Here is a 20,604-nt window from a genome sequence, read left to right on the forward strand (position 1 = left end):
TCCATGACGCCAACCCTGCGCAATGACTGGTCCCTTGGCATCAACAACCAGGCCGACGGCCGCCGCCTGCCCCGGGGCGGCGTGGTCGCCGGCAAGCAGCAGCACGGCGCCGTGCGCGACCTGGTCAACTTGGATCCGCATAGCGACGGTACGCTCAAGCTGCGCGCCGGCTTCACCCGCCTCTACCAGGGCACGTCGGTGCGTGGCTTGCTCGCCCTGGGTCGCCAGCTGCTGCTGGCTGATGGGCCCGACCTGGTCGCCTACAGCATCGACACCAGTTCGGCCCAGGTAATCGGCCAGATTGATAGCGCCGGCACCTTCGCGGGCGCGGTCTTCAACGGCGAACTCTTCATCTGCACCGCCACCGAGGCGCTGCGCTATGACGGCACCAGCCTGCGCAAATGGGGCGTGACCCATTGCGGGGCCCAGCCGGTGCCCACGATCGCCCAGGGCGGCGGCATCCCTGCTGGCGCGTACCAGCTGGCTGTCACCTTCGAGAACGCCCACGGCGAGGAAGGCGGCACTACCCTGCCCCTGCGCTTCAACATCGACCAGGACGGCGCCAGCCTGGCGCTGACGATGCCTGCCCCGCCCGAGGGCGGTACTGCGCATCTGTACGTCAGCACCGCCGGCGGCGACGTGTTGTATCACCAGGCGGCCGGCATCGGCCCGCTTTCCCTGTCTCGCCTGGCGGATGACGGCGCCCGCATGGGTACCGAGCGGCTACGCGAGCCGGTCAGCGGCGGCCAGGTGCTGGCCTACAACGGCGTGCTGCTCACCGCCGTGGGCAATGTGCTCTGGTCAACCCTGCCCCTGCGGCCGCACCTGCGTGACGCGGCCCGGGGCTTCATCCAGTACGCCGACACCATCGGCATGGCCATCGTCGCCGGCCAAAGTGGCGACGATGGCGCGGTATCCGGCGTTTTCGTGGCCGCCGACAAGACCTACTTCGTGACTGACCTCGAGGACCAGAACAGCCAGCGCGAGGTGCTTCCTTACGGCGCCGTTCCTGGCACTGCGCAGCGCCTGCCGGACGGGCGCGTTACCTGGATGACCCATTACGGCCAGATCGTCGGTACCGCTGACGGCCAGGTCCAGCTGCTGAGCGCCGATCGCTTCGCCCCCGACCTGGCCAGCCACGGCGCCGGCGGCGTGCTCGAGCGCGACGGCAATCACTTCATCGTCACCACCATGGCCGGCGCCGCGAGGGATAACCCGCTCTGCGCCCGCGATTACTACCGAGCGGAGATAACCCCCAATGATGCGTGAACAGCAGTCCGAGGCCCGCGAGTGCCTCGAGAAACTCGGTTTCCAATACGCTGGCGAATTGATCGGTCCGGACGGCCAGGTCCTTGAGGCTCGCAGCGATCACAACCTGATCCCGATCGTAGGCTTTGCACACATCGCCGGTACCGCCTTCATCGGCACCACCCCGCTGGTAAGCAATTGGTACCTGGGCCTGATCGTCAGCAATGTGGTACCTGACAAAACCTATAAGGCGGCCAATCTGCCCAGCATCGAGGGTGCCAGCTATAGCGCCACAACGCGGCCGCAATGGGTCGGTGAGTGGGACGGTACTAGCTCGATCGACAACCTGGACAGCTACGCCCAATTCGCTTTCCCAAGCACGCTAACGGCCGATGTGAAGGTATATGGTGCCTTCCTGGTATCTGAAAGCCAGAAAGGGAGCGCGGCCGGCACACTGCTTTCGATCGCCCGTTTCAGCTCCCCCTACACCGTCCCCGCCGGCTCGACCTTCAAACTGGGTGTTGGCATCACCCTGGCCACTTCGTAAGGAGCCGCCATGTCCACGACCTTGACGCTCACCGGCCGCAACCTGGTGCTGGCCGCCCTGGGCCTGAGTGATACGCGCTATGTCTCCCTGCACAGCGGCGTTCCGGGCAACAGCGGCGCAAACGAGGTGACCGACAGCGCCTATGCGCGTCAGGCGGCCACCTTCTCCCTGGAGCAGTCTACGGGCTTGGCCACTACCAGCGCGGCGCTGAACTGGTCAGCCGCCGTCAGTGGCTACACCGTCAGCTACGTCGGCGTCTGGGATGCGCAGTTCGGCGGCAACCTGGTGGCGTACTTGCCCATGGCCAGCAGCCAATCCGTCTCCGCCAATGGGGTGTTCACTATCCCCGCAGGCGAACTCACCGTAGGAGGTGCCTGATGAAGATTTCCACCGCCCTTGTGGCGCATTTGCTGGGCACCGGCTCGCTTAAAGCGGGCCTGTCCGGTTTGATCTGCACCCTATACAGCGGCACCGCGCCCTCGAGCGCCGACGCGGCCCTGAGCTCGTCCAACGTCGCACTGTGCCTGGTATCCGTCGATGCCGCAGGCACCGGTATGAGCTTCGACAGCGACGTGTCCGGCGGCACCCTCAGCAAGTCCTCGAGCGAGACTTGGAAGGGTACCAACATCGCCAGCGGCACGGCGACGTTCTTCCGCCTGCACGGTACGAGCGACACCGGAGAGGCGAGCACCGCCCTGATCCGGCTGCAGGGTTCGGTGGCACTGCTCAGCGCCGACCTGAACGCCTCGAGCATCACTCTGGTGTCCGGCGAAGAGTTCAAGATTAACAGCTGTGTGCTCGGCTTCGTGGCTGGCTAGGGAACGACCGTGCATAACCGCCTGACGAAACAGTCCGTTGTCAGTTACACACCGGCAGTCCAGGCGGTCGCGGCCCAGGCTGCCTACTGCACCGAGCAGCAGGTGACCTCGTACCAGTACCGCATCAACGGCGTCGTCGCGGTGTCCAGTAGCTCGAGCAACGACAACGCCCTGGTGGATGTGAGCACCCTCAGCTACAGCTCGGGTACCACCTGGGTCAGCGGCGAGTATGTCAAGGTCACGACCACCAAGGTGGTCTGCTACCCCGCCGTCGCCGCCGTCGCTGGCCGCGCGGCCTCGGTTACCGTCGACCTGCTGACCGGCTGGAACGCCGGCGCCCTGAGCCTGGATTCCATCCCGGACGATGCCGCCTGCACTTTCGACTTCGCCGCGGCGCCCGCTGCTGCGGTGCTCTGTGGCCTGGCCCCGGCCACGGTGACGGTTGGCTCCTTCGCGGGCATTGAGCACGGGTTGTATTGCGACGGCAGCTACGTCAAGGCCTACGAGTCCGGCGTGCTGGCCCATACCTTCGCCGCTCGCGGTAGCGAGTCCCCCGACCTGCGCATCCAGCGCGAAGGCAACCAGGTGACCTACCTGGTAGACAGCGAGACCTATGACAGCAACCGCCCTAGCATCGGCAGCAAGGTGCTGGCCGCTTCGCTCTACGCCGGCGGCGACTACGTCGAGAATCCCACGATCGGCGCGCTGGTGAAGGGTACCTTGGCTGACCCCCGCCTGGCCCTGGGCGGCGTCCTGTTGGGCGTGGAAGCCGCCGTGGCCCAGGCCTCCGGTCGCCTGGCCCTGGCTGGTAGTGCCTACGGCAAGATCAGCAACGCCAGCACTACGCCCCCCAGCGTTGCGACCAGCAGCATCAATGGGGTGGTCCAGCTCTACGGCGCGCTCCAGGGCAAGCGTGTGCGCCAGGGCGACATCGCTGGCAACCTGCAGCTGCAGATGCTGGCCGCCATGGCGCCCTACGCCGCGCTGGCCGGCACCCTGCCGGCCCTGCAGATGAGCGCCTGGTCCTACGGCGCCGAGCGCGAGCTCGTCGGCCTCTATGGCGAGCTGGTCGGTGTAGTCGACAGCTGCCATTTCGATCCGGTGCTATTCGCAACCCTGCAGGAAACACTCGCCCTGGGCGATACGTTCGACCTGATGGTGGTGGTGAGCGCCAGCGTATTCGACACCCTGCTGGTGCAGGATAGGCCGACGGCCACCATGGTGCTCCAGGCGCTACTGCGGCAGAGGTTGAGTTTCAGTGACAATGCCACCCATGCGCGAAGCCAGGCGCTGCAGTACGCCACCAACCTTGCCACCGGTGGTGTCACGCGATACGAGGGGTTCGACTTCCTTGGATTTGCTCAGGTTGATCTGATCAGCTATGCGTATAAGGCTGATGGGCTTTACCAACTCGGCGCAGAGAATGACGACGGCGAAACCCTGGCCGCGCTAGTCGACTTCGCAGCCGAAGATTTTGGTACCAGCGCCCTCAAGCGCCTCGATACGTTCTATCTAGGGATGGCCACCGATGGCGTAGTACTGCTGCGACTGACGGATGACGAGGGTCGCGAGCATGTCTACCAGGTGGAAGGCGATGCCCCGACGATGCGAGCGCCAGTGGGGCGCGGCCTACAGTCCCGGCTCTGGCACCTGCGCCTGCAGGTGAGCGAGGCCACCGGCGTTGATCTCGAAAGTGTCGAGTGGACCGCTCCCGTCAGTACGCGACGGACAACCCGTCGATGAATGTCGTCTACCGGATCGCCTCCGGCGCCGGCCAGCACCTCCGAAAGCGCCTGCAAGCAATGCTGCTGGGGTTCACGCTAGGGGCGCGCCGAAGCGTCTACGACGGGTACATCCTGCAGGCGCAGGCCCTGGCCAGCGGTACCTACCTGGCGCAGGCGATCGATGTCCCCGGAAGCATCCTACTGCTCGGATACCAGTACCGCGCCCTGGGCCTTTCAACCTTGTCGCCTTCGCTGGTGCTCACCGCGCCGCTGCGCGACACCTTGCTGTCGGCGCAGTATTTTGTGGACGGTGGCCGCCTGGCTGCGTTGCCGGCGGACCGGACCTTCATCAATCAGCTGACCCAGACCGCGCTCTATAACGCGGCCATCGCCGACTCGAGTACGGTGACTCCGTTCTCGTCGGCGGATTTCATTGCCAACCTGGGCGTGCTGTCCGTGAGCATGAAGTGCGCGGTGGGCGATACCATGGCGCCCTGGACCAAGGTCACCGCGGCGATGCCGTGCGACGTCGAACTCAACCTCGTCAACCCGCTGGTGTCGCGGATTACCTACGCAACCGACGGTACCTCGGAGGTGAAGGGTTCCGATCAGGCCCGCCTCAGCGCCCGGCGCGTGCTACTCGGCGAAAGCTTCCTGCGGACCTTCGACAGCACCGCCCTGTCGGTCACTCGCCAGTCGGGCGTCGCCTACGAGGGCTACTGGGAGGACACCACCTACGCCGTCTCCAACATCCCGCGTGTGCAGTGCGTGGCCGGCCCGCGCGGGACCGACGACACCGGTGCCTATCTGGACGTGGTGCTCGCCTGGAGCTTCTACACCCATCAACAGAACATCTACGATCGCTACGCGCAGCACAACCTGGCGTTCGTGCGCCTGCGCCTGTACGCCGACTCGGTCAGCATCGTCGACAGCGCCGCGTTGCTGTCGAGCGCCCTGGGCGATTACGCCCCCTACCTCGACAGCAGCCAGTCGACGCAGCCGGTCTATATGCTCAACCGGATGCTGGTCAACAAGATGGCCAGCTTCGACGACGGCACGACGGTCGCCATCAGCCGGTACCAGCGCAACCGCCCGGGTGAGGTCGTCGACGGCAACCAGACCTACCAGTACCACTTGGGTTGCCTGCTGTCGTGCTTCAACGCCATCGGCCAGGTGAGCCGGGAATGGTTGCAGACGCCGGTGGACTACAACGCCGGTGACTTCTACGCGCTCTATGAGCTCTTCGCCTATCCCCTGGGGCTGGACACCAACGGCGAGGACTACGGCATCGCCGCGGTATCCAGCGCCGGCGGCTACCTAGCCCAGCGCGGGGAGGTGCTTTACGACGAAGCGGTGCTGGCGATCTACGCCTTCGACAAGACCGGCAGCGCCACCCAGGTGACTACGCACAAGGGCGCCTACCTCGCCACCGGGCAGGATCCTACGACCGGCGCCGGCGAGCGCCATGTGCGCTACATCGGCAACGGCAAGTTCGTGATCATCGCTGCTTCCGGAACGGTCGTCGCCATCAGCGGCAGTACCTCCGTGCAACGGGCGCGCGATCTGCGCTGCTACACCTTCGACAAGGCCACCGGTGAGCTTACGCAGACCGGGATCGTCGATGCGACGTTTCTGCCCACCAGCACCCGCGAGAGCGCCAACGGCTACGCCTACGGTGTGTATTCGCTGGGCAACCTCGACGTCTTGGTTACCCAGGCGGGCGACGCAGACGGCACCATCACGCGGCACGCCGTACTGGTGCTCTCCCGCGGCGGGGTCGGCTACCGGGCTAGCGTCTACAACAGCGATGGCTCCGTGGCCGTCCCAGAAGACACCGCGTTCGCTGGCTCCACCGGTACCACCTGGATCAGCCACGACTCCGGTGCGACCTGGAACGTCATGGCCGACTACGGCAGTGGCGTCGGGCTGTATTACACCGGCAACCAACTTGCCACCCGCCCATTTCTGGGCACTCAGTTCTCTTAAGTCCAGGAGATTCCCATGGCAGATTCCAGTTATGACGCATCCACAGCGAAGCTGCTCGATGTGGTTTCCGAGGCCCAGAGCAATGCCCTGAGCGCTGCTGGCCGGATCCCGTCCGGAACCTATGCATCGTTGCTCGAAAAAAGCTTCAGCTTCAGCGACAGCGCCATCACCCTGGAGGCACCGCCTTCTTTCAGTGAGCTATTCGGGGTTGCCCAGGCGGATAGCGACATCACCGCGCTCAACAGCCAGGTACAGGCCTGGCTCGACAGCCAATTCCCAAACATTTCTAGCACCCTGGCGGGTATACCAGAGGACTGGATCGCCGGCATTGTCGCGGGTACTAGGCCTTTCGGTATCGACTCGACCGTTTTTGACTTGGTCTGGCAGCAGGCGCGTGATCGCGCCGCCCGAACCGTAGACAGCGATCGCCGTACGCTCGAGGCGAACTGTTCTAAGCGCGGTTTCTCCCTGCCTGATGGCACCCTGGTGGCCGCTCTGCTCGAAAGCGAACAGCGTGGCCAGGCAGCCGTCCTGGACGTGAATCGCGAGCAGACGATCAAAGACGCCGATATCAAGCTTGAGCTGCTGAAATTCGCCGTACAGCAGGCCGCTCAGCTACGCCTGGGAATTCTCTCCGCCTCGGCCGACATGTTTCGCGCCTACTACGCCCTATACAACACGGATATCGAGCGCGACCGCGCGCGCGCCAGTGCCTACGGGTCGTACATGGGCGCGATGTCGAGCTATTGGAACGTCGAACTCGGCATCGAGCAGGTCCGGCTGCGCGCCGCTGAGGCCCGGGCGGACAACAGCGTGGCAATCAACCGCAATCGCGTGGCGAATGCTGGCCTGCAGTCGGGCAATTCGAGCCTGGGAGCTGCCGTTCAGGGCTTCGCCCAAATCGCGTCCAGTGCAGCTAGCGCCGCCGGCACCCTGACCGCTCAAATTCAGTCGCTGTAAGGAGGTCCATCGTGAGAATTGTTGTCTGGACCCGAAATGCCTACGACGCCACCGCCGGGGCAAGAATTACGACCCTCTACTACGGGCGCTCGGACGGCACGCTCTACGGTACCCACACACTCGGCAGCGGCAGCTTCCAGTGCCTGGTCAGTCCTACAGGTGCCAAGATCGTCGCGCTGGGGAACAAGGACATCCACCTGATCGACGTGGCGAGCGACGCGCGCGTGCAGGTCAGCCACGCCCTCAATGGACCCGCCGTGCAGTTCAACCAGGGCGATGAGCTCTACATCTACTGGATCCCGGTGGATGCGGACTATAACCAGCTGGGGTTCTGCACCGCGCTGCTCGACCCGTCGACCTTGGCCTTCACCAAGCAGACGTCCACCGGGCTGGGGGACTTCGGTATCGCCCAGGATTACACCGGCACCATGGGTACCATCGTTGACTCGACCTTGTACATGAGCTCCGGCAACGGCTTGTGGAAGGTCGACTTGACCACGGGTGAACCCGAGCTGGTCGTGCAGTTGAACTCGATCATTGCCCCCTTCACCATCATCGACACCGAGCGCCTGGGCTACATCGACAGCGCCGGCTACCTTACCGTGGTCGACTACAGTGGTAACCTCATTGCCTCGCAGGCGACCCTCGAGTCGTTCAATGGCGGCGGAAACTACGCGCGCCTGTCCGCCGATCGCAGTCAGATGGTCTACATCACGTCCGACCTGACGATCTGGACACTGGATCTTGAGACCTACAAGCTGTCCTCGCACATCGGCATGTGGTCTTCCAACTGGGGGGGCGACCCGGACTTCGTGCTCGAGGCCAACACACTGGTCTACGACGGTAAGCTGCTGGACCTGACGACCGGGACGTGGTCCGACGTGCCCTGGCCGTGGACCTACGACGGCCTGGATACCCTGCGCGCGCTGCAATTCAAAGCCCTAGGCGCGGCCTCCAACGTCGCGCCGGCATTCTGGACCGGCTTCGTCTACGCCTTCGAGACCCGGGGGACCCTGGGCACATCGAGCGGCGGTGAAACTAGCGGCGGCGGCGACTCGAGCGAGGTGGTGACCAACTTCACCTTGACGGTCGAGGACAGCAGCTGGGTGGACCAGGTCGTCAACCTATCCGACGCCAGCGCCTTCCTGCTGACCGGCAGCACGTCGTTCAACGGCAGCGTCTGCGTACTGGCCATGCCCAACGGCAACGCGCTCAGCTTCGAACTGGATGCCACCTTCGACGCCAGCCTCATCTACACCCTGCGCGTGCCCGTGGCGCAGGGCGACAGCTCCAGCGTGATGACGGTAACCGACGAGAAGGGCGGCGTGATGATGACGGCGAGCGGCACAGCCGACGGCAACTTCGAGGCGCTGGAGAACATCGTGGGTGGCTTCACCCGGCTGACCTTTACCTTCACCGGCGGCAACACATTCTTCGACGACATTTCTGTCACCATTCCGACCTAACACCTGTCTGGGTTGGGCCCCATTGACGACCTAACCCAGCCTCATACCCTCGCCCCCGAACTCATACCCGGGGGCCTCATGGCAAACACCGATCTCAGTGCCAGCGACGTAGAGCTGGCGCGCCGTAAAAGCCAACAGCTGGGCGGTGACGCCGCCCGCGCGCAACGCATGGCGGACCAATTCGCCCAACCTGTAACCGGTGGCAATCTCCCTGCTGCCGGCGCCGGCCTCGCCGGCGTGGCGCCTGCCACATCGCCCCATGTTGGTTCCAGGTTCATGCAGGACTCCGGCGAGGCACGCGCTGCAGGCCTCTACGACTTGGGCCGCGAGTGGCTGACCAGCAAGGCCGGCGGTGACGTGAACACCCTTCCCGGCGGTCCTGGCGCTGCCGCCAAGCGCCTGCCCGAGGTGGCCCCGGGCACGTCCGGCCCATCGGTCGCGGATCTCACCTTAAAGGCCCTGGGCGCTCAGCCTGCCGCGCCTGCAGCAGGATCCGCAACGCCGGCGTCCGCCCCTGGCCAACCTATCAATTCCCAGCTGGCGGCTATCCAGATTGCCCCAGCGCGCGCCCCGGGCGTGGATCCGGTACCCGTGCCCGACTTCCAGCCTACGCCCCAGCTGCCCGCCAACGGCTATGCCGATACCGGCCTGGGCGATGGCAAGGGCGGCAAGATCGTCGGCCGCCGCGATGCCAGTGGCCGGATGTCCTTTACCAATGACGATGCCACCGTGGCCGGCTCTCGTGGATCCGCGCCAGTGGGCGGCAACGGCGGCAGTTTCAGCGTCATCAGCGGCGGACAGGAAGGCATGGAGCGCAACCTGCGCGCCGTCCAGATCATGCAGCAGTCCCGCGCGGAGAACGCCGGCGGCGGCCTCACGGTGGTCGCCGATGGCACTCAGGGCTCGCTGGCTGCGCAACGCTCCCGCTCCCTGCGCGAGGCGCGGCGCGATGAGGATGCCCAGCGCCAGGCGAGCGCCGCACCTGGTGGTCAGCCTCGAGGCCTGCAGCAGGTCCAGGCCTTCGACCCGAACAAGGCCGCGGCCGATCGACTCGCCCTGCAACGGGGCCAGCTGGACGTCCAGGCGGGCGCCCTCCAGCTCGAGCAGTCGCAGCGCCTGGCAACGCTCCAGCGCCAGGCCGCGGATCCCAACGCGACCCCTGAGCAGCGCCAGCAGGCCATCCAGTCCCTGAACGACCTGCAGGGCCGCGACAAGGACCGGTACCAGTCGATGGAGGTGACCGGCGGCGTCGACGAAGGCACCGGCAAAACGATCGTGCTGCGCAAGGTCTTCGACACCCGCACCGGCCGCTATGTCGACCAGGACGTCACGTCAGGCGCTCCAGCCGCACCCGCTCAGCAGTACCAGGAAGGCGCGACCTACACCGACAAGGATGGAAACCGTGCGCGCTACGTCAATGGCCAATGGGTGACTCTGTAATGGCATTCGATCCAACCTCCGCAACCCTCGAGCCCACCGACCCCGCTGCGCCGGCGGGCAAGACGTTCGATCCTAGCACCGCCCAGCAGGACAGCATTACCCGCGAGTTCGGCAAGGGCGTGTCCGCCGGCGTCGATTCCGCCCAGGGCGCCGCCTACGGACTCGCAGGCCTGGCAGGCGATGCCCTGGGCCTGGACAGCGTCCGCGATTGGGGCCTGGCGGGCTACAAGCGCAATCAGGAAGAAGCCGCTGAGAACGCTCCGGCCGTGGGTAGCTACCGCGACGTGAAAGGCCCCTACGATGCCGGCCTGTACGCCGCCGGTGGCCTGGGTTCGCTGGTGCCCTTCGCCGCTACCTCGGTGGTCAGTGGTGGCACCGGCGGTCTGGTGGTTGCTGGCGCCAAGGTCGGCGCACGCAAGGCCGCTGAGCGTTTCGCTGAATCGCGCCTTGCCCAGGGCGTCGCCGCGGCCGCTGGCCGCCTGCCATCCGCTGCCACCGGCGCCAAGGTCGGGGCGCTGGCCAACTCGATCGGTACCGAGCAAGGCAGCATCTACGGCGACATCCACGACAAGACGGGCGAGTACGCCCCGGGCACCGCCGCCCTGTACGGCGCGGGCGCTGGTTTGCTCGACGTGGCGCCCGAGCTGCGCCTTGCCGGCAAGGTGCTCAACCGCGGCGCCGGCGAGGCGACTGAGCGTTTCTTGCCAGGCCTGGCCAAGCAGATGGCGCTCGAGGGCTCGACCGAGGTTGGCCAGACCGCCCTGGAGAACCTGGCCGTCCAGGACGTGGCCCCCAATCAGCGTGCGTTCGAAGGCGACAACCTGCACCAGATGGTAGACGCCGGCATCATCGGCGCCCTGGGCGGTGGTGCTGCGCACACGATCGGCCACGGCTACACCCGTATCGCCGGAGTGCGTGAGCCGGTACCGGACGGCCCCCTGGCGCGCGTGGCCGCTCAGGTCGCGCCGGCGCCGGCCGCCCTGCCCGCTCCCGATCGCCTGGCACTGCCCTCCCCCGACACCCTCTACACGGGCGCGGATGGCGTAACTTCGACCGTCGGCCCAAACATCAACGTCGACGGCACCGTGCAGCCGTCCGTCCAGGGCCAGACATGGGTGGATCCGCAGAACCAGGTTCGGCCGCTGGGTGGCCAGGGCATGGAACGCCAGACGCCCCAGGGCGATATGGGCCGCGTCGGCCAGTACTTCGAGCGCCCGGCGGATCTGTACCCGGCCGCCCAGGTGCCCGATCAGAGCGTTACCCTGCGTGGCGAGAAGATCCAGGACGAGGCCGAGCCGATCGACTACCAGGCCGAGCTGCGCGAGCGCGCCCGCGTCCGTGGCTATCTCACCGGTCCCGAGACGAAAGAGGCCAAGCCCGCACCCGAGGCGACGCCGGCGGCCACCGAGCGCCCGCCACTGGCTCCGCTGAACGTGCTGGATCCGCAGACCAACCGCGCCAAGCTGGCACAATTCCGCAAGAGGATCGAAAAGGGCGCGCGTCCCCAGGTCCACCTGCGGCAGGACGGCCAGGGCAACCTGCAGGCCTATGTAACCACCGGAATGAGGGGAGAAGGCAACCCAGCTTTCCGCCTCGACGTGACCCCTGACGAACTCCGCGGCCTGCAGGCCAACGAGGCCGATCTGCAGAGCATCGTGGACGCTACCAGCGCCCATGAGGCGGAGGTGAAAGCCGGCCGTTCCCGCTGGGAAGACAGCCCGGTTTCGCCGGACTATTGGGACAAGCACATGGCGGCCTACGACGACCTGGTCAAGGAGCCCGTCGCCCGCCTGTTCGCCGACACCTTCGACGACCGCCTGGCCAAGGCCAAGGGCGAGATCCGCGAGGGGATCTCGCAGAAGCGCGCCGAGAAGCGCCAGGCCAAGCCCGCAGAGCTTACGGCTGCGCCCCGCCGCGGCGAAGTCGGGGGCAAGCTCGCCGCCGGCGAAGTGGTCACGACCGCCACTGGCCGCAGCACCACGCCGTTCCCGGCTCTCAAGTGGGATACCAAGCGCAAGGCGATCAATACCGGCAAGGCGGTCGACCGGTGGCTGATGCAGAACGCCCACGACGAGGCCGCGGCCCGGGGCGACGACTTCGCCCGGCGCCAGTTTGAGCAGAACCTGGACAAGCCGCAGCAGGCCGACAAGGACTCTGCCGAGGAATACCTGTTTGGTACCTCGCCGATCGCACCGCAGCCGCGGCCCTTGCTCAAGCCGCTGGTGCCCGAGGCGAAGCCGGAAGACGAGCAGCAGCGCCTGCAAGCGCGCCACGCCAAGATCGACCAGGCCCTGGATCAACTGGAAGATCGCAAAATTGCCTGGCTGCACACCCGCGCCGGCCTGCCAGGCCAGGGAAAGCTGATCCAGCAGAAGCGGGACGACCTCAAGCAGTTGCACCCGGACGACGCCGAGCGACTGCTCAAGCTCGACACCGATAAGCCCACAGCCGCTACCACAACCCGGGAGAAGGTCCGGGCACAGCAGCAGGGCGGAAGGATCCAGCGCACCGTCCAGCAGCTGGGCCAGGTCGGCGATCGCTTCACCGTGTCCAAGGACATCGGCTATGTCAGCGCCGGCCGCACCTACACCATCGAGCAGATTGATACCGGCGGTACCGCTCATGTGCGCTCCGAGCACGGGCGCACCACCCTGTCCCGGTTCGAGCTGACCACCGCCCTGCGCGACGGCGCCACCGTCGACAAGCTGAGCCCCGTAGAGGCCGACAAGGGCAAAAGCCAGGCCGAGACCCGCCCCGCGGTCGAAAAGCCCACCAGCGAGCCCACAGGGGCCGCCTACGGCGAATCGAACCGCCTGGTGAGCAAGGACCGCGCCGCCGAGATCCGTGCGAAGCTGAAAGCCAAGCTCAATGGCTCGCAGCTGAACAGCGGCCTGGATCCTGAGATTCTGTCCCTCGGCGCCGAGCTGGCCGTGTTCCACATCGAGGCGGGCGTTCGCACGTTCGCCGCCTTCGCCCGCACCATGGCCCAGGACCTGGACATGCCGCTGGACAAGGTCCGGCCGTTCCTGCGTTCCTGGTACAACAGCGCCCGGGACATGCTCGAGGACCACGGCGAGTCGATCGAGGGCATGGACAGTCCGGACCAGGTCCGCGCCGAGCTGGCCAAGCTGACCAACGAGCCCGCGCCGATCGGTGCCACCCAGGCCATCGTCACCCCTGCCGGCCGCGAGCTCCTGGTTCGGCCGAAGGTGGTCGAGGCCACCGACCTGGTCGCCAGCAACGACGATGGCGGGGCGGTCAATCCCGCCTATCCCCAGCATCTGCAGCCGCGCGACCGCACCCGCGCGTCCAGCGAAATGCAGGTCAACGACCTGGCCGCGAACATGAATCCACGCCTGCTGGGCATGACCTCGAGCGCCACCGACGGCGCGCCCATCGTAGGGCCCGATTCTGTAGTCGAATCGGGCAACGGCCGCACCATGGCGATCCGCCGCGCCTATGCCCGCAACCTGCCGAGCGCCACCGAGTATCGCGCTTGGCTCAAGGAGCAGGGCCACCAGGTGGACGGCATGACCGCCCCGGTGCTGGTGCGCGAGCGCGTCACCCCGCTGGACGACGAGCAGCGCCGCGCCTTCACGGTCGAGGCCAACGAGCGCACCACCCTGACCCAATCGGCCAGCGAGCGCGCTCTGCAGGACGCCCGCGAGCTGGACGGCATCATTGACCAGTACCGCGGCGGTGACGTGGGCGCCGCGCAGAATCAGGGCTTCGTCCGGGCCTTCATGCGCGACGTGGTGGCCAAGGCCGACCAGGGCGCCATGATGGACGCCGATGGCCTGCTGTCCCAGGAAGGTCGCCGGCGCATGGAGGCCGCGCTGATGGCTGCCGCCTACCAGGATCCGGGCGTGGTCGCCGAGTTGTTCGAGAACAGCGACAACGACATCCGCTCCATCGGCGGCGCGCTGCTGGACGTGTCGGGCAGCTGGGCGCAGATGCGCCAGGAAGCCCGCGCCGGCCAGATCCCCGCCGGCATGGACATCACCCCCAACGTGCTCGAGGCGGTCAACCTGGTACGCAAGGCGCGCGCCAGCGGTCGGCCGATCGCCGAGCTGGTCAACCAGAACGACATTTTCGCCGGCGACCTGGATCCGATCACTCAAACGGTGGTCAGCTGGTTCTATCGGGGCGACAACCTCAATCGTGCGCGCGGCCGGGACAAGGTGGCGGATATACTCCGTGACTACGTCACCACCGCACGCGCCGCCCAGCCGGGCGACAACATGTTCGGCGATCCGGAACCCACCGGCGCCCAGGTAGCAGGAGCCACCCGTGACAAGGTCCAACGAGACGAACAGCGCAGCGAACAGCAAGCCGGCCAGCAAGGCGGACTCTTCGGTTCTTCTGGCGTTGGCGGCGGTGTCCGCACGCGCGGCGACGCGCGACAAGGATCCGAGCCTGGCCAAGCTCGCCCAGCAGCTGAAACAGGGGGCGTAGATGTACCAGGTAAGTCCCGAACTCTGGAACAAGATAGCCAGCGGTCAGAAGCTGCTGAACCCGTCGCTGGCGATGCTGCTCCGGATGCCCCGGGCGGAAATGCTGAAGCAGATGCAGAGCATGGAGCAGGCGCTCGAGGCGAACGGCGTGCCAGACAGCGTGATAACCAGCTACATGACGATGGCGCCGCTGCTGGCCGAGCACGAAGCGATAAGCCGGTTCATCAACGAGACGGGAAGCTCGAGCCTACGCCAGGCACTGCCCGAGGTGCTGACGGCGCAGGAAGCCGTAGCGATCGCCCAGCAGGATCGCCCGTTGAACGACAGCGAGAGCGAGCTCTTGCTCAAGATGCTGACACCGCTCGAGCCGAGCTAGAGCGCCGCAAGGCCGCCCAGCGCAAGGCCAACGATAGCGTCCCCACCACCCGCCAGGCCGATCCGGACGAGATCGCCCGCGCCCTCCCCCTGCTGCTCGAGCCCCAGCGCGACGACGTGCTCAAGGCCGAGACCCGTTTCCAGAACGGCAACGGGATGCTGTTCACCAACGGCACCGGTACCGGCAAGACCGCGTCCGGCCTGGGCGTGGCCAAGCGCTTCGCCAATGCCGGCCGCGACAACATCCTGGTGGTCGTCCCCTCGGACAAGATCGCCAGCGATTGGGTGAAGTTCGGCGCCATGCTCGGCATGGACCTGACCCAGCTGGCCAGCACCGACGACAACGGCGGATCCGGCCCCATCGTCACCACCTACGCCAACTTCGGCGCCAACCGGGCGTTGGCCAAGCGCGATTGGGACCTGGTCATCCCGGACGAGGCGCATTACCTGTCCAGCGCCCAGGACGGCGAGCGCACGCACGCCCTGTCCACCCTGCGGGCCCTGACTGGCCACCATGACGGTTTCTATCGCTGGATCCGCGATCGCTACAGCCGCGAATACGATGCCCTGCAGCAGGCCCAGGCCGCACTGCCAGAGCCCGAGGCGCGCCAGTCGATGACGCCAGCGGCGATCGCCAAGCTGGAGCAGGCCGCGGACAAGGCGAAGGCCAAATGGGACGCCATCGAGCAGCGTGAGGCCCCCAAATGGCGCCAGCGCTGGGAGCGCCAGCAGGATCTGCCCAAGGCGGTGTTCCTGTCCGCCACCCCGTTCGCCTACGTCAAGAACGTGGATTGGGCCGAGGGCTACCTGTTCCATTACGCGGATCCGCGCGAGCAGTTCGGCAGCGCCGAGCAGATGCGAGGCTACAGCTACAACAGCGGCGACTCCCGCGAAAAATTCTTCATGCAGCACTTCGGCTACCGGATGCGCTACAACAAGCTCACCGCGCCGGAAGCCGGGGTTAACCTCGAGCTGCTCGAGCAGAATTTCAACCAGCACCTGCAGGACACCGGCACCCTGTCCGGCCGCCGCCTGGACGTGCCCCATGACTACGATCGCAAGTTCGTGCTGATCGATGCCGGCATTGGCAAGAAGATCGACGAAGCGTTCGCCTACCTCAACGACGAGAGCCGGGCCGCCACCGAGCGCGGCGACGAGCTGGCCGACCTGTACCGGGACGTGGAGAGCGCCACCCGCAAGGCCTTCGACTACCAGTCGCGCATGTACCTGCTCGAGGCCTTGAAAGCCCGCGCGGTGGTGCCGCTGATCAAGCAGCACCAGGCCCTGGGCCGCAAGGTGGTGGTCTTCCACGACTACAACAAGGGCGGCGGCTTCAACCCATTCGAGCGTGTGGTGCAGCAGATCACCAGCGGTCAGCCGGCCCGCGACCTGGCGCGCCAGCTCTTCGCCGCCCGCCCGGACCTGTTCAAGCTGGACTTCTCCGGCCTCTACTCGCCGATCGAGACCCTGGGCGCGGCCTTCCCGGATGCCCTGTTCTTCAACGGCACCGTGCCCAAGGCCGAGCGCCGCGCCAATGCCGATCGCTTCAACGATGAGGCGGGCGATCACCGGCTGATCGTGCTGCAGTCCGATGCCGGCCGCGAGGGTGTCAGCCTGCACGACACCACCGGCAAGTATCCGCGCGTGCTGATCAACCTGGGCCTGCCCGTGCGCCCGGTGGCGGCCACGCAGATCGAAGGCCGCACCTACCGCACCGGGCAGGCCTCGGACTCGGCATTCCGCTACCTCACCACCGGCACCAGCTGGGAAGCGGGCGCCTTCGCCAGCAAGATCGCCCAGCGCGCGGCCACCGCGGAGAACCTCGCCCTGGGCGCCGAGGCGCGCGGCCTCAAGCAGGCCTTCATCGACGCCTACGAGAACGCCAACGACGACGCCCCCTCGGCCGAGGATGGCCGCGGCGGCAAGGAATACGACCGGGCGATGTCGGCCGGTAGCCTGCTGTCCGGCTTCAACAAGGCGAAGACCTACTACTACGCCCAGCAGAAGAACACCAAGCGCCGCGACCAGCGCGAGGGCGACGACTACTACGCCACCGCCGAGCCGGTAGGCTTCAAGATGGTTGAGTGGTCGGGGATCCAGGACGGCGAGAAAGGCCTCGAGCCCAGCGCCGGCCATGGCGCCATCGCGCGATTCTTCCCACCCCTGGCTGACGTGACCATGGTTGAGCCGAGCTACTCCCTCGCCGAGCGTGCAGCGCTGGCCAACGGCGGCGCCCGGATCGAGACGATGCGCTTCGAGGACTTCCCCCTGGTCAACAAGGCGCACGCCATCGTGATGAATCCGCCTTACGGCCGCGGCGGCAAGACGGCGATGGAGCACGTCGCCAAGGCCGCCCGGCACCTGTACCAGGGCGGTCGAATCGTGGCCCTGATTCCGCGCGGCGGCATGGTGGAGCGCTACCTGTCCGACTTCATGGCCAGCGATGCGGCCAAGGGTCTGCAGGAGGTGGCCACCGTCGCCCTGCCCGGGCTGGCGTTCGAGCGCGCCGGTACCAGCGTCAACACGCAGATCCTGGTGCTGGAGAAAACCGACCGGCCGCTGGCGCCGCGCAGCATCGACCTATCGGGCGCCCAGGACATCAACGAGCTGTTCGACCGCCTCGAGCACCTGGGTATGCCCGATCGCGGCCCGGTGGAAGCGGCGCCTGCAGACGCCCCCGCCGCGCCGGCGCCGGCCGATGCCAACGCGCCCAAGGCCTCGCCCTTCCGCAAGGCCGAGAAGAACGGCCAGAAGTCAGGCCACATCACCCTCAACGGCCAGCAGTACCCGGTGGTCGAGCACATCACCAAGGGCGGCAAGGGCAAGGTTATCCACGGCATCATTCGCCCCGACCTGACCCAGGCCCAGGCCAAGGAAATCGACGCCTACACCTTCAAGAAGGACGGCGGCTGGTTCATCCGCACCGAGCACCTGACCGATACCACCGGTACCCGCTACCGCCTGGATCCAATTCCCGCGTTCGACGCGCCTACCAACAGTCTCAAGCGCGAGGTCTTCGGCAGCGTGGCCCGCAAGCTGGCGGCCGGTACCGGCGTCGGCGTCCAGGTCGTCGATAGCGTGGGCGACCTGCCCAAGGTGCTGCGCGATCGCGTGGCGGCCGATGGCACCCGCAACACCGTCCGCGGCATATGGCACAACGGCCAGGTCTTCCTGATCGCCAACCGCCTGCGTGACGTCGACCATGCGGCACAGATCGCTCTGCACGAGATTTTCGGCCATGCCGGCGTGCGCGCTGCCGTGGGCGGCCGACTGGATCCTGTCCTGGACCAGATCCACCGCAGCCTGTCCGCCAGCCGGATCCAGGAGTTGGCCAGCCTCTACGCCGGCCAGATCGAAGGCATGGCGCCTGCAGACGCCCGCCGCCTGATCGCTGACGAACACCTGGCGCAGCTGGCCGAGAGCAACCCGCGCAATGGCTTCGTGGCCAGGGCGATCGCCGCTATCCGCAAGTTCGGCCGTGAGGTGCTGGGCCTACCGCTGCGCTGGAGCCATGCCGAAATGGTCGACCTGCTCGCCCAGGGTCGCCGCGCCCTGCTCGAGCGCCGGGCAGGTACCGGCGCCCGTAACAGCCAGGGCGACGATGGCCGCGCGGTGACGGGTCTGCCGCCCAAGAGCGACAGCCGTTTCCAGCTAGGGCAATCGGCCCGGGGCGCGTCCCGCGTCCTCTCCCGAGGGGATGTAAACCAGATCGTCATCGCCACCGTGGGCGATGTGGCCGCGCGTAACTTCGTGCTCACCCATTACTACGGGCTTCCGGAAGAGATTCAGCAGAACGCGGCGGAAGCGGGCGTAGCGCCCAGCGATGTTCGAGCGGTTCATTGGAGGGGCAAAACCTATCTGGTGGATGGTCGTTTCGCGACCGCCGCCGAAGTCGAGCAGGCGATCTACCATGAGCATTATGTCCACTTCGGCCTGCGCGCCAAGTACGGCAAGGCTCTGACCGCTCAACTGCGCGAGCTGCTCAAGGGCATCGGCGGCATTGAAGGGCTGCGCAAGATCGCCGGCGAGCAGCAGCTGGGCGCGCGCCTGGCCTACTACGAGGCCACCGTCATCGGCCCGCACCAGCCGCTGGTGCTGATGGAGGAATTGCTGGCGCACATGGGCGAATCGACCGGCACGCTCAAGCGCACGATCGAAGAGTTCCTGGGCAAGGTTCGCGCCTGGCTTCGTTCGATCAATTTCCCGGGCCTGGCCAAGCTGAATGCCGCTGACCTGGCGCACGTCCTGAAAGGCGCTCGCCAAGCCGCCCTCGAGGCCGCTGGTGACGCAAGCGGTCGTCAGGGCGATAAGCCCCTGTTCCAGCTGGACGAGCGCGATGACAAGGCCGACAACACCGGCAGCTTCGATCCCATCGCCAGCGACATCCGCTACAGCGTCGGCGCTCAGCCGGGCGACAAGGCCGACCTGGAAGCGCTGCGCAAGCTGGGCCTGGTACCCGAGGAAGCCAAGGGCGTGCTGGCGCGCCTGCGCGAGTTCGTCCAGGGCGATATGCGCGCCAAGCTCGACGCCCTCAAGGCCCGCGCCAACGAAGGCATCTTCGACGGCCTGGCCGGCATCCGCCAGGCAGAGGAAGCGGTCGGGGTCACTGGCGAGCGCCGCGGCTACGTTTCCGCCCGCCTGGCCACCGGCCTGCCCGATGTCATGCACGGCCTGCTGCACTTCGGCGCCCCGCAGTGGAAAGACGGCGTCCTGCAGCACAAGGCCGGCACGCGCGGCCTGCTCGATGTCCTGGGCGACCTGGGCGGCGAGAACCTGACCGACTGGCTGGCCTGGGTTGGCGCCAAACGCGCCGAGCTGCTGGCGGCCGAGGGCCGGGAGAACAACCTGGAGCCTGCCGAGATCCAGCGCCTGCTGGCCAAGGCTGGCGCCCGGGCCCCGCTGTTCCAGCAGGTCTATGGCGAATACGCTAAGCTCAACACCGCCATGCTCGACGTCGCCGAGCAGGCTGGCCTCATCAGTGCCAAGCATCGGGCCGGCTGGATGAGCGACTACTACATCCCCTTCTACCGGATGCTCGAGGACGAAGACGGCACCAGCACCCTGCTGGCGCCCACCAGCAAGGCCGGGCTGTCCCACCAGTCGGCCGCGATCAAGCGCCTGACCGGCGGGGACATCCCCACCGCCGACCTGCTGAGCAACGTCCTGACTAACTGGAGCAAGCGCCTGGATGCGTCGCTGAAAAACCGCGCGCTCCTGGACGTGGTCGGCAACCTCAAGGACACCCCCTACCTGGAAGCCGAGCCCAACCCGGGCGCACCGGCCCGGGCTCAGGGCGTGGGCTTCGCACGCGATCGCGACGACATCATTCGCGTGCAGCGCGACGGCAAGGATGAGTACTTCAAGGTCAAGGACAAGGCCCTGCTGCGCGCCGTCACCGCCATGAGCGGCATGTACTTCAAGGATCCGGTGACCACCCTGGGCCGCAAGTTCAAGCGCCTGCTGACCACCGGCGTGACCGCCGCCCCTGACTTCATGCTGCGCAACTTCCTGCGCGACTCGGCGCAGGCCTGGATCACCAACCCGGACAAGTTCAAGCTCGGCGTCGATTCGGTCAAAGGCCTGCGC

Annotated in this window: 10 protein-coding genes; all 10 read left to right on the forward strand. The window is 66.8% G+C overall.

Annotation, left to right across the window (positions count from 1 at the left end; genetic code table 11):
- The first annotated feature begins 3 nt into the window (after positions 1–3).
- Complete coding sequence (locus GSQ95_RS12210) at positions 4–1,269, forward strand: hypothetical protein (protein ID WP_158892400.1); 1,266 nt, start codon at positions 4–6, stop codon at positions 1,267–1,269.
- A complete protein-coding gene (locus GSQ95_RS12215) occupies positions 1,259–1,795 on the forward strand; it encodes a hypothetical protein (RefSeq protein ID WP_158892398.1) in 537 nt (178 codons plus the stop codon). The genes GSQ95_RS12210 and GSQ95_RS12215 overlap by 11 nt, the downstream gene beginning before the upstream one ends.
- 9 nt (positions 1,796–1,804) lie before the next feature.
- Positions 1,805–2,173: a hypothetical protein gene (locus tag GSQ95_RS12220; RefSeq protein WP_158892396.1), complete on the forward strand. Its 369-nt coding sequence runs from the start codon at positions 1,805–1,807 to the stop codon at positions 2,171–2,173.
- Positions 2,173–2,613 carry a hypothetical protein gene (locus GSQ95_RS12225; protein ID WP_158892394.1) on the forward strand — a complete coding sequence of 147 codons (441 nt, stop codon included), beginning with the start codon at positions 2,173–2,175 and terminating at the stop codon, positions 2,611–2,613. The genes GSQ95_RS12220 and GSQ95_RS12225 overlap by 1 nt, the downstream gene beginning before the upstream one ends.
- Before the next feature lie 9 nt (positions 2,614–2,622).
- Positions 2,623–4,356 (forward strand): hypothetical protein, encoded by a 1,734-nt coding sequence (locus GSQ95_RS12230; protein ID WP_158892392.1) that lies wholly within the window; start codon positions 2,623–2,625, stop codon positions 4,354–4,356.
- A complete protein-coding gene (locus GSQ95_RS12235) occupies positions 4,353–6,323 on the forward strand; it encodes a hypothetical protein (protein ID WP_158892390.1) in 1,971 nt (656 codons plus the stop codon). The genes GSQ95_RS12230 and GSQ95_RS12235 overlap by 4 nt, the downstream gene beginning before the upstream one ends.
- 15 nt (positions 6,324–6,338) lie before the next feature.
- Positions 6,339–7,283 (forward strand): hypothetical protein, encoded by a 945-nt coding sequence (locus tag GSQ95_RS12240; RefSeq protein WP_158892388.1) that lies wholly within the window; start codon positions 6,339–6,341, stop codon positions 7,281–7,283.
- An 11-nt stretch (positions 7,284–7,294) separates the two neighbouring features.
- Entirely contained in the window at positions 7,295–8,749 is a 1,455-nt protein-coding gene (locus GSQ95_RS12245) for a hypothetical protein (RefSeq protein WP_158892386.1), read from the forward strand.
- Between the two features lie 78 nt (positions 8,750–8,827).
- Complete coding sequence (locus GSQ95_RS12250; protein WP_158892384.1) at positions 8,828–10,189, forward strand: hypothetical protein; 1,362 nt, start codon at positions 8,828–8,830, stop codon at positions 10,187–10,189.
- The coding region (locus GSQ95_RS12255; protein ID WP_158973808.1) for a DEAD/DEAH box helicase family protein at positions 10,189–20,604 on the forward strand (10,416 nt) is incomplete at its 3' end. The genes GSQ95_RS12250 and GSQ95_RS12255, both read left to right, overlap by 1 nt.

It is taken from the genome of Pseudomonas sp. BAV 4579 (genome assembly GCF_009765395.1).
Taxonomy (GTDB): domain Bacteria; phylum Pseudomonadota; class Gammaproteobacteria; order Pseudomonadales; family Pseudomonadaceae; genus Chryseomonas; species Chryseomonas aestiva.

Coding starts and splice junctions, on each gene's coding strand:
- GSQ95_RS12210 (WP_158892400.1), top strand. CDS start 4: ATGACGCCAACCCTGCGCAATGACTGGTCCCTTGGCATCAACAACCAG.
- GSQ95_RS12235 (WP_158892390.1), top strand. CDS start 4,353: ATGAATGTCGTCTACCGGATCGCCTCCGGCGCCGGCCAGCACCTCCGA.
- GSQ95_RS12240 (WP_158892388.1), top strand. CDS start 6,339: ATGGCAGATTCCAGTTATGACGCATCCACAGCGAAGCTGCTCGATGTG.
- GSQ95_RS12225 (WP_158892394.1), top strand. CDS start 2,173: ATGAAGATTTCCACCGCCCTTGTGGCGCATTTGCTGGGCACCGGCTCG.
- GSQ95_RS12220 (WP_158892396.1), top strand. CDS start 1,805: ATGTCCACGACCTTGACGCTCACCGGCCGCAACCTGGTGCTGGCCGCC.
- GSQ95_RS12250 (WP_158892384.1), top strand. CDS start 8,828: ATGGCAAACACCGATCTCAGTGCCAGCGACGTAGAGCTGGCGCGCCGT.
- GSQ95_RS12215 (WP_158892398.1), top strand. CDS start 1,259: ATGATGCGTGAACAGCAGTCCGAGGCCCGCGAGTGCCTCGAGAAACTC.